This is a genomic window from Tissierella praeacuta (genome assembly GCF_040396155.1).
In the GTDB taxonomy this organism is placed as follows: domain Bacteria; phylum Bacillota; class Clostridia; order Tissierellales; family Tissierellaceae; genus Tissierella; species Tissierella praeacuta_A.
In genome coordinates this window covers 77,379-86,564 of the sequence record NZ_JBEBOY010000012.1, presented here as the reverse complement: position 1 = coordinate 86,564, position 9,186 = coordinate 77,379, and the positions used below count along the sequence as shown (strand labels likewise).

Sequence of the window (9,186 nt, the reverse complement as noted above, 5' to 3'; positions counted from 1 at the left end):
GAAGAAGGGTTAATTCGTTCATTAGAGGAAGTGGAGGAACACATGGTAGGTGGTGCTACAGGTGGTGTTCCAGGAACTGATACTAATGTAGAGGACTATGCTACAATAGATAATGGTTCTAGTAGATATGATAAAGCAAGCCGAATAATAAATAATGAGTTAAATGAGATAAATAAAGAAATTAAAAAGATGCCAGGTCAAGTAGAAAGTGTTACTGTAGCAGTACTGGTAAATAAAGATGCTTTGGTAGATGGTGAAATGACACCTGAGAGAGAAAAGGAATTTTCTGATTTAATATTTGCAGCGACTGGTTTAGATACAAAACAGGTTCAAGTAAAGGCTGCAGGATTTAATAAACAGGTTGCGGCAGCTAATGGGCTTCAAAGTAAATCAAATAAATGGTTATATATTGGCATTGGTTTATTAGTATTATTAATAATAGCAATAATTACGATTATTTATTTCAGATCTAAATCTAAGAGATCTGCTGCTGATGAGCTGGAAAGAATGTTAGAAGAAAAATCTTCAATAGAATTGGAGGTTGCAGACCTTGACTTTGATGCAGAGGAATCTAAAATGAAAGCTCAGATTGATAAATTTATTGAAAAGAAACCAGATTCGGTTGCTCAATTACTTAGAAATTGGTTAAATGAATAGGAGCGGTTTAATATGTCTAAAAGGCAATTTAATGGAAAAGAAAAGGTAGCAATATTACTTATAGCATTAGGTCCTCAAAAATCTGCTGAGATATTTAAGCACTTAAATGAGGAAGAAATAGAAGAATTAACTTTACAAATTGCAAATATGAGGATGGTTTCTCCAGAGGAGAAACAAGTGGTTATTGAAGAGTTTTACCAAATATGTTTAGCTCAAGAGTATATATCAGAAGGCGGAATTAATTATGCTAAGGATGTATTAGAAAGAGCTTTAGGATCTGATAAGGCTTTGGATATAATTAATAAGTTAACATCTTCCTTACATGTAAGACCATTTGAGTTTATAAGGAAAGCAGATCCAAATCAGCTTCTAAACTATATACAAAATGAGCATCCGCAGACGATTGCTTTGATACTATCTTATTTAGGTTCTACACAGGCGGCACAGATTCTTTCATCTTTGCCGCAGGAGAAACAATCAGATGTAATGAGAAGAATAGCAATAATGGATAGAACATCTCCAGAAGTAGTAAGGGAAATAGAAGATATTTTAGAAAGTAAGTTCTCAAACATATTAGCGCAGGACTATACAACTACAGGAGGAATTCAAGCAGTTGTTGATATTTTGAACTCTGTAGATAGAGGTACGGAAAAACATATAATGGAAGATTTAGATGTTAAAGATGTAGAGTTAAGTGAAGAAATTAGAAGACGAATGTTTGTATTTGAAGATATTATCACTCTTGATAATAGAAGTATCCAAAGAATTATTAGAGAGATAGACAATTCGGGATGGGCTATTGCTCTTAAAAGTGCTAGTGAAGAAGTTAAAAATGTTATATTTGCCAATATGTCAAAACGTCTAGTTGAGATGATAAAAGAAGACATAGAATTTATGGGTCCTGTTCGTATAAGGGATATAGAAGATGCACAGCAAAATATAGTTAATATTATCCGAAAACTTGAGGAAGATGGAGAAATAATTACTCCTAGAGGAGGGGATGAGGTAATTGTCTAATGTTATAAAATCCTTTAGGGTAGTAGAAATAGAAACGCCGAATCCTATACAAGATTTACCTGACGAAAAAAAAAAGATTGATGAAGAAGTCATAGAGTCAATTATCGAAGAAGCAAGGGCTAAAGGACAGAAAGAATATGAAGAATTAATCAATAATGCCAAAGAAGAATCCTTGAAAATAATAGAAGAAGCTGAAAATCAAAAAGAATCTATAATAGATATGGCTTATACTAGGTCAAAAGAAATTTTGGAACAAGCTAAGGAAACAGGATATACTGAAGGATATGATGTAGGATATAGTGAAGGCTATGAAATAGGATATAATGAAGGAAAGATTAAGGCTGACTCTCTAATAAATGAAGCATTGGAAATAAAAAATGGGTATATAGATAAGAAGAAAGGTTTATTGAAAGAACTAGAAGAAGATATTATTGAATTAGTCATTAGTATTTATGAAAAAGTAATAAATAAGAAAAATCAAGAAGATAATGAAATGATAATTTCTTTAGTGTTAAGTGGAATTAATAAACTGGATTTAACAGATAAATTAACTATTATTACTTCTAAAGAGGACTTTAGTATATTAGAGATGTCGAAAAATGAAATATTGGCTAAGGCTAGTATGATTTCCCATCTAGATATTAGATACGATATTTCTCTAGAAAAAGGTGATTGTATTTTAGAAACATCTAAAGGAAATATTGATGTAAGCCTTAAAAATCAGTTAGATGAAGTTAGAGAATTATTAACTACAATATTAAATAATGAGTGATTACATGGAAAATACAATTAATATAAAAAAATATATTTCTGCTGTAAAAGAAAAAAGATTTATTAAGTATACTGGTAAAATAACAGAAGTTACTGGTCTTACTATTGAATCTAATGGACCTATGGCAACAATTGGTGAATTATGCTATATATATCCATATGGAAGCAGTGAGCCAATTTCATCAGAAGTAGTTGGATTCAGAGGGGATAAAATACTTTTGATGCCATTTGGAGAAATGGAAGGTATTGCCAGTGGAAGTATGGTTGTTGGAAGTGGCAAAACTCTTAGGGTAAATGTAGGAGAGGAATTAATTGGGAGGGTTCTTGATGGTTTAGGAAATCCTATTGATGGACTTGGTCCGATTAAGTCAAATAAATATTATCCTGTCTCTAATTCTCCACCGAGTCCATTAGAAAGAAAAGTTATAAAGGAGCCTCTATCTGTAGGAATAAGGGCAATTGATGGACTGTTAACATGTGGTAAAGGACAAAGAGTTGGTATATTTGCTGGTTCAGGAGTAGGAAAAAGTACTTTGATGGGTATGATTTCACGAAATAGTACAGCTGATGTCAATGTTATCGGGCTAATAGGAGAACGTGGAAGAGAAGTTAATGAATTTATCCAAAACGATTTAGGAGAAGAAGGGTTGAAAAAATCCGTATTAGTTGTGGTAACTTCAGATCAGCCAGCTTTAATAAGGGTAAAAGGCGCCATGGTAACTACAGCAATTGCTGAATACTTTAGGGATAAGGGATTAAATGTAATGCTATTAATGGATTCTTTAACAAGGTTTGCAATGGCTCAACGTGAAATTGGACTAGCTATAGGAGAACCACCTGTAACTAGGGGATATACTCCATCTGTTTTTGCAACTATGCCAAGGCTATTAGAGAGGACAGGTGCTTCGGATAAAGGAACTATTACTGGACTTTATACTGTATTAGTAGATGGAGATGATTTAACTGAACCTGTGACTGACACTGTAAGGGGAATATTAGATGGACATATAGTTTTATCTAGAAAACTTGCAAATGCTAATCATTATCCAGCCATAGATGTTCTTGCTAGTATCAGTAGAGTAATGCCTAATATATCAAGTAAAGAACATTTAAAAGCAGCTAGTTCTATGAAGGATATTATGGCAGTATACAGAGAGGCAGAAGATTTAATAAATATCGGTGCTTATAAAAGAGGTTCAAATAAAAAAATTGATACAGCCATTGATTTAATAGATGATATAGAAAGTTTTTTAAAGCAGGAAACCTATAAAACTTCGACTTTTGAAGAAACTTTAGAAGCTATGAATAATATTAACAACCAAATGAAATAGCTAATAATGGGGGTAAATTAATTGATGGGTTATAGTTTTAGATTGGAAAAGGTTCTAAATTATAAAGAAAATATAGAAAATCTAAAAAAGGCTGAATATGGAGATGTTAATAAAAGACTTAATGATGAAGAAGAAAAACTATTGAATTATAGTATTCATAAAGAAGATCTACTTGTTAGAAAAAATGAATCTACTAAAAACATTAGTGCTGGTAATTTAAAATTATATAATAATTATTTACAAGATATATCTTCCAATATAAAAAAACAAGAAAATATAATTTCTGATATTAAAGAAGAACTTGAAAAAACAAAAGAAGAATTGATTATTGCAGTAAGAGAAAAGAAAGTATTTGAAAAGTTGAAAGAAAATGATTATAATGAGTTTCTTTGCGAAGCTAAAAAAAATGAGGATAAAATAATTGATGGAATAGTTACATTTAATAGTACTACCCAAAAATAGGGGGCAGATCTATGGAAACAACCACAGTACAAAATGACAAAAAGAATAATAAGGTACATAAGATAATAGCGATAGTAGTTATTAGCCTAATAGTTGTTCCTTTGGCTATTGTAAGTCTTATTTATAGTAGCAATAAGAAGTTTAAAAATAATATGAATAATTTACTATCAAAGATGCCAGGAGTTGTAGGGGAATATTTTAAGAACTACCCTACAGAAACTGAAAAAAATGAAAAGATAAGTTATTTATCAAATTATTTTATAAATCTTGATGCAAATATAGCTGCTGATAAAATGTATATAATAAAAAAAGATGATGAGAAATTGTATGTAGATATTATTAGGGAAATGAATTCAATTTCAGTAACTAAAACAGAAGATGTAGTGGTTAAGATTCGAAATATGGAATTAAGAAAAGATTTATTGTTTTCCATATATGATGATGCACAGAAAGAAGAAAAAGAAAGACTATTATCGGAAGTAGCTAGATTTGAGAAGCAAGATACTTTAAAATCTCTATTAGAAATAGAGAAAAGATTTGCTGATAGAGAATTTTTAAAGATAATATCTGAAATAAAAGAAGATAAATTAGGCGAAGTACTTTATTATGTAGATTCGGATATAAGAAATTATATCTTAGATACCTTTAAAGAAGATAAAAAAATGATAATTGAAGGAATTATTTATGAAAAAACAAAAGAAGTAAATACTTTAATAGATTTAGCTAAGGTATATGAAACAAAACCAGCTGATGTTGCAATAAATGCAATAGGAAATACAGATACTTATTCATTATATAAATTAGGAATTATATATAAGAACTTATCTGTCTTAAAATCAGCAGAGTTACTCTCGAATATAAAAGATGAAGCTTTTATAGAAGAATTATTTGCATCAATAATGAGTGAAGAGGAACTAACTAAATCTGATACTAATATTACTAGTGATATTAGTAAGGCCATGGAGTTTTTAAATGAATATGGAAATAAAATAAAGGATCTAGTTATTATTTATGAAAAGATGTCTCCAGATAAAGTAGCAAAGATTGTTGAACAAATGATGAAAAATAATGATACAATAACATCTTTTGAACTAAATTCTGAAGAAGTATATGAGTTATCAGATAGTATCATTATTGTTGATGTGTTATCTAAAATGAAAAATCAAACCTTATCAAAGGTTTTAGATTTTATGGAGCCAGATAAGGCTTCTCAAATTACAAGGCTTTTAGCTAAGCCTAAAAATAATAATCAAGGAGGTGAATAAATGGAAGCTATAGTTTTTGATTTCAAAAATTCCTTAAAATCAAATGCTGAATCAAGTATTAAAAAAGATCTAATAAAAACTAAGGATTTTTCATCTACATTAGAATCTATAAACAATAAGAGTGATAATAAAGTTTCTTCTCAAAATAATTCAAATAAAATCACTTCGAATTTTAATGATAAGAAGGATATTGATTTATCTAAGGAAGGAAATGTACAGAATGAGAATAAGGATGTAGAGTCAGATGTGGTAATAGAAGAAGAGAATGATAAAGACTATTCTTTAGTATATGAAAATATAATGTCTCTATTTACTAATACAATTAATATAGCAGATGATTCTATAGAGAATAAAGAAACAAAATTAGATGTGGATGCTAATGTTGAAAGTTTAGATATAGAATTAGACTTAGAAAATAATTTAGATGAAAATAATGAAGTAATTATACAAAATCAAATTCTAGATACTGTTATAAAGGAAAATGTAGAAATTGCTGACACTAATAAAATTGGTCTAAATTATGAATCAGGTATAACAGATAATACTGTTAAAGAGGACAAACTTCCAAATAATGAGATTAAAACTAATTTTAAATTACTGCTAAATGGGAATAAAGAAGAAAATAATGAAGAGATGACTATAGTTAATGAAAGCAATTTAAATTATGTTGAGCAGCCAGATGAAAAAATGGAATTTAATTTAGGACAAAAGAATAACAATCATAGTTCTTCTTCATTTAAGGAAAACCTTGACACTGCTGAGCTAGAAGAAACAGATAAGGATATTAAACTAAATATGGAATCCTTTATCTCCATGGATAAAAATGGTATTAAGTTTGAAAAGGATAATTTTATTAAACTAGAAGATTTAGATATAATAGACCAAAAAGAAGTAATTCAGCAAATAGTGGAGAGTGCTAAAATTGATTTATCTGATGTGAAAAATGAAATGAGAATTAAATTGAAACCAGAAATATTAGGGGATATGACTATGAATATTGAAGTAGTCAAAGGAGAAGTTATAGCTAAGATTATGGTTGATAATCAAAAAACTAAAGAAATCATTGAGGGGAACTTAATACAACTTAAAGAAGGAATCAAAGAAACAGGATTAGAAATTAAGACGGTAGAAGTTTTTGTAGGTAATAATAGTGATTTTGATAAGCATAACTCTAAAGAATTTAATTTAAAACAAAATAATAAAAAGATAAAAATTAAATCTCAAGATAGAAAAGCAGTAGTAGGATACGGGGAACAAGCCGTAGAGAATATGACAAGTACCAATGAAACATATGTAGAAAATGGATTAAACTTATTTGCATAGAGAGGAGGAGGAAAATGAAAGTAAATAATGAATATAAGGAATATGTTTATAATTTTAAAGACCAAGAAAAACAAAAAAATACTGCTAAATCATCAAATAATGATTTAGATAAGGATGCTTTTTTAAGACTATTAACTACACAATTAGCTAATCAAGACCCTCTTAATCCAATTGAAGATAGGGAGTTTATTGCACAGTTAGCTCAATTTAGTTCCTTAGAGCAAATGCAGAACTTAAATAAAACATTTGTTGATAAATCTGAAGAAACAAAAGAAATGTTAAAATTAATGAATCAAAATCAAATAGATGCAAATGTTGAAATATTAAAAGAAATAATAAATATAAAAAAGGCAATGGAAGTTTATAAAGGTGAAGAATCTGTAGAAGAAAAACCAGAGGAAAATGATGGTGAGGGCAGTAAAATAGAAGATTAATGTGGAGTTGTTTTTATGAATAAAATAGATATTAGGCAACTTGAAAATCAATTAATTAATTCATCGAAATCCACAGGAAGAAAACAAGTCAATTTAAATAAAGATTTTGGACATATATTAGAAAAAATTCAAAACAAAGATGAAGAAATTAAGTTTTCAAAACATGCAACTGAAAGATTAAATAGCAGAGAAATGAATTTAACCACAGATGAAATTAACAGGTTAAAAACAGCATTTCATAAAGCAGAAAGTAAGGGAGTAAAGGATGCTTTAATTTTAATGGATGATAAAGCTTTTATAGCTAATATCAACAATAAAATAGTAATTACAACAGTTAATAAAGAGCAGCTGAAAGATAATATATTTACTAATATTGATGGAGCAGTAATAATATAACTGGACCAATAGGAAGTTATCTAGGCCTGAATGACAGACGGTCTATATCTGCTCAGGAAAATGGAGGAATGAAAATATGATGAGGTCAATGTACTCAGCCGTATCAGGACTGAGGATACATCAAGGAAAGATGGATACCATTGGTAACAATATAGCCAATGTAAATACAGTGGGCTTTAAAAAAGGACAAGTTACCTTTCAAGAAGTATTTAGCCAAGTAGTAAGAGGAGCCAGTGCACCAGCAGGTGGAAAAGGAGGTACAAACCCTCAACAAGTAGGTATGGGTGCAGCAGTAGGTTCAATCAATACAATTCATACTAAAGGACCAGGACAAAGAACAGATAACCCTACAGATTTAATGATAGATGGAGAAGGATTCTTTGTAGTATCTGATGATACAAGCTTTAATAATAGATACTATACTAGAGCAGGAAACTTTTCTCTAGATAGAGATGGAAATTTAGTTACAGCTGATGGATTTAAGGTATTAGGATATGCAGCTGACTATGATGGAAACATAATGTCTGATGTAACTAATATAAAGATTAATAAATCAGAAACTAAAGCACCTACTGCAACTGAACTAATATACTTTAAGGGTAATTTGGATTCTAATGCAAAAGATGGCGAAAATAATTTGATTGATACTGTTGTTAAAGATTCATTAGGAAATTCATATAAAATTACGTTTGAATTAACTAAAACTACAAATGCAAATGAATGGGATTATAAGATTAAAAGAGTAACAGATTTAGCAACTGGCAATTATTCTGTGGCAGTTGATGCTAATGGGAAAGAAACTGCAGGACCTGCTCCGGGAGTAACTAATGGAATGGGAACATTAACTTTTAATGACGATGGTAAATTGATTAAACTAGATGGTGAAGATTTAGATCCTAAGCCAAATCCAGCAAAGATTGTTGATTTTAAAATTGATGATAAAATTAAATTTAATTTAGATAAAGATGGAAAGCCAATTAGTGATGCAGAAAAAAAATCAGGAACATTTAGGACTATAACTTTATTTGATTCAGAAAGTCCTGATACGTTTAAGAACTTAACCCAATATGCAAATGAAATGGATATCAAGCCATATGCTCAAGATGGTAATACTTCAGGTGTTTTAGAAGGTTTTGCAATAGATGCTACAGGAACTGTTGAGGGAGTATTTACTAATGGAGAAAGAAAGGCATTAGGACAAATTATGCTTGCTAAATTTGATAACCCAATGGGACTTCAAAAACTTGGCGGAAACTTCTTTGTAGATACGAGAAACTCTGGGGAAGCACAGCTTGGTAAGGCGAGTACTAGTGGATTTGGGGCAATAAGTCCTGGAAATCTTGAAATGTCTAATGTAGATATATCTCTTGAGTTTACTGAGATGATAACTACTCAAAGAGGATTCCAAGCAAATTCAAGAATTATAACAACTTCAGATGAGATGCTGCAAGAATTAGTTAATATGAAGAGATAATCTATTTAAATAGGGTAGAGTTATCTACCCTATTTAATAAAAAAGGTGGGATAGTT

General features: G+C 29.9%; 10 protein-coding genes. All 10 read left to right on the top strand.

All coding sequences use genetic code 11. From position 1 onward, the window contains the following. Window positions 1-657 (top strand): flagellar M-ring protein FliF C-terminal domain-containing protein (locus tag ABWP20_RS08240; RefSeq protein ID WP_353095314.1); only part of this gene is annotated, 657 nt, incomplete at its 5' end. A gap of 12 nt (window positions 658-669) precedes the next feature. Then, entirely contained in the window at window positions 670-1,674 is a 1,005-nt protein-coding gene (fliG, locus tag ABWP20_RS08235; RefSeq protein ID WP_353095313.1) for a flagellar motor switch protein FliG, read from the top strand. Further along, window positions 1,667-2,446, top strand: a complete 780-nt coding sequence (locus ABWP20_RS08230) for a FliH/SctL family protein (RefSeq protein ID WP_353095312.1) — start codon at window positions 1,667-1,669, stop codon at window positions 2,444-2,446. The genes fliG and ABWP20_RS08230 overlap by 8 nt, the downstream gene beginning before the upstream one ends. Before the next feature lie 4 nt (window positions 2,447-2,450). Next, window positions 2,451-3,776, top strand: a complete 1,326-nt coding sequence (gene fliI, locus ABWP20_RS08225) for a flagellar protein export ATPase FliI (RefSeq protein WP_353095311.1) — start codon at window positions 2,451-2,453, stop codon at window positions 3,774-3,776. A gap of 24 nt (window positions 3,777-3,800) precedes the next feature. After that, complete coding sequence (gene fliJ / locus ABWP20_RS08220) at window positions 3,801-4,238, top strand: flagellar export protein FliJ (RefSeq protein ID WP_353095310.1); 438 nt, start codon at window positions 3,801-3,803, stop codon at window positions 4,236-4,238. Between the two features lie 11 nt (window positions 4,239-4,249). Next, a complete protein-coding gene (locus tag ABWP20_RS08215) occupies window positions 4,250-5,503 on the top strand; it encodes a MotE family protein (RefSeq protein ID WP_353095309.1) in 1,254 nt (417 codons plus the stop codon). Then, the gene (locus ABWP20_RS08210) at window positions 5,504-6,826 is read left to right on the top strand and encodes a flagellar hook-length control protein FliK (RefSeq protein ID WP_353095308.1); all 1,323 of its coding nucleotides are present in this window, start codon (window positions 5,504-5,506) and stop codon (window positions 6,824-6,826) included. A gap of 14 nt (window positions 6,827-6,840) precedes the next feature. Further along, window positions 6,841-7,260 carry a flagellar hook assembly protein FlgD gene (locus ABWP20_RS08205; RefSeq protein WP_353095307.1) on the top strand — a complete coding sequence of 140 codons (420 nt, stop codon included), beginning with the start codon at window positions 6,841-6,843 and terminating at the stop codon, window positions 7,258-7,260. A 15-nt stretch (window positions 7,261-7,275) separates the two neighbouring features. Beyond that, entirely contained in the window at window positions 7,276-7,656 is a 381-nt protein-coding gene (locus ABWP20_RS08200; RefSeq protein WP_353095306.1) for a TIGR02530 family flagellar biosynthesis protein, read from the top strand. A gap of 76 nt (window positions 7,657-7,732) precedes the next feature. After that, window positions 7,733-9,130, top strand: coding sequence for a flagellar hook protein FlgE (locus ABWP20_RS08195; RefSeq protein ID WP_353095305.1), 1,398 nt, complete (start codon window positions 7,733-7,735; stop codon window positions 9,128-9,130). Window positions 9,131-9,186 lie beyond the last annotated feature (56 nt).

What these genes read in the sequence shown, in the direction of transcription:
- ABWP20_RS08215 (WP_353095309.1), top strand. Translation starts at nt 4,250, where the DNA reads ATGGAAACAACCACAGTACAAAATGACAAAAAGAATAATAAGGTACAT.
- fliG (WP_353095313.1), top strand. Translation starts at nt 670, where the DNA reads ATGTCTAAAAGGCAATTTAATGGAAAAGAAAAGGTAGCAATATTACTT.
- ABWP20_RS08210 (WP_353095308.1), top strand. Translation starts at nt 5,504, where the DNA reads ATGGAAGCTATAGTTTTTGATTTCAAAAATTCCTTAAAATCAAATGCT.
- fliJ (WP_353095310.1), top strand. Translation starts at nt 3,801, where the DNA reads ATGGGTTATAGTTTTAGATTGGAAAAGGTTCTAAATTATAAAGAAAAT.
- fliI (WP_353095311.1), top strand. Translation starts at nt 2,451, where the DNA reads ATGGAAAATACAATTAATATAAAAAAATATATTTCTGCTGTAAAAGAA.
- ABWP20_RS08195 (WP_353095305.1), top strand. Translation starts at nt 7,733, where the DNA reads ATGATGAGGTCAATGTACTCAGCCGTATCAGGACTGAGGATACATCAA.
- ABWP20_RS08200 (WP_353095306.1), top strand. Translation starts at nt 7,276, where the DNA reads ATGAATAAAATAGATATTAGGCAACTTGAAAATCAATTAATTAATTCA.
- ABWP20_RS08205 (WP_353095307.1), top strand. Translation starts at nt 6,841, where the DNA reads ATGAAAGTAAATAATGAATATAAGGAATATGTTTATAATTTTAAAGAC.